Annotated in this window: 1 pseudogene; it reads left to right on the top strand. The window is 49.1% G+C overall.

Features of this window, described 5'->3' with window-relative positions:
• Nucleotides 1-131: 131 nt before the first annotated feature.
• Nucleotides 132-589 (top strand): annotated as a pseudogene (locus AB4484_RS19625) (hypothetical protein); the annotation flags it as partial.

The raw sequence follows: 589 nt of genomic DNA, 5'->3' as shown, positions 1-589 counted from the left end.
TTTCATGTGGCGGAGGGCCTATTTTTATCTATAATATTACTTACTGGTTTGTTCAACATTCCAGTAGTTGCTGAGGCATGAGCTAAAAATTACCCTCCCTCGCTTTCAGCTTCAAGAGTAGGTGTATCTATATGAATGTATATTTTAAACTTCTATTTTCAATCGCGATTACCTCAGTATTAACTGGTTGCAATTCAGAAGGCTCAGATGCTGCTCCCAAGACAGTTATCGAAGACAGCGCTCTGATTGACATTGCCGGCAACAGCGCAGATAACCAAGCGTTCCCTGCGGGAGTTCCTGTGCAACTGACGTTTGGTGTTGGTTTTACGGATGGCAGCTCGTATTCAACGGATGCCGCCGCGACAGACTCAGGTTTCATGGCGTGGGCCATTAGCCCAGCAGCAACTGGGGCAAACATCTCTAGTGAGGGTGTGCTGAATACCTCCGCCGTCCCCCCCGGGACAACGCTGACGATAACCGCGACGGCTAATGCCCCATATGATACCGAGACTGACAGCATTGACGTTGAGGTTTCAAATGCTGTTCCTGTTTCTGGCTCCGCACTTGTAGACATTGCCGGCAACAGCGC

The organism is Vibrio sp. 10N.261.46.A3, from assembly GCF_041472995.1.
Lineage (GTDB): Bacteria > Pseudomonadota > Gammaproteobacteria > Enterobacterales > Vibrionaceae > Vibrio > Vibrio coralliirubri.
The sequence above is the reverse complement of the archived record's forward strand: the minus strand, read 5'-3'. Positions and strand labels throughout refer to the sequence as shown.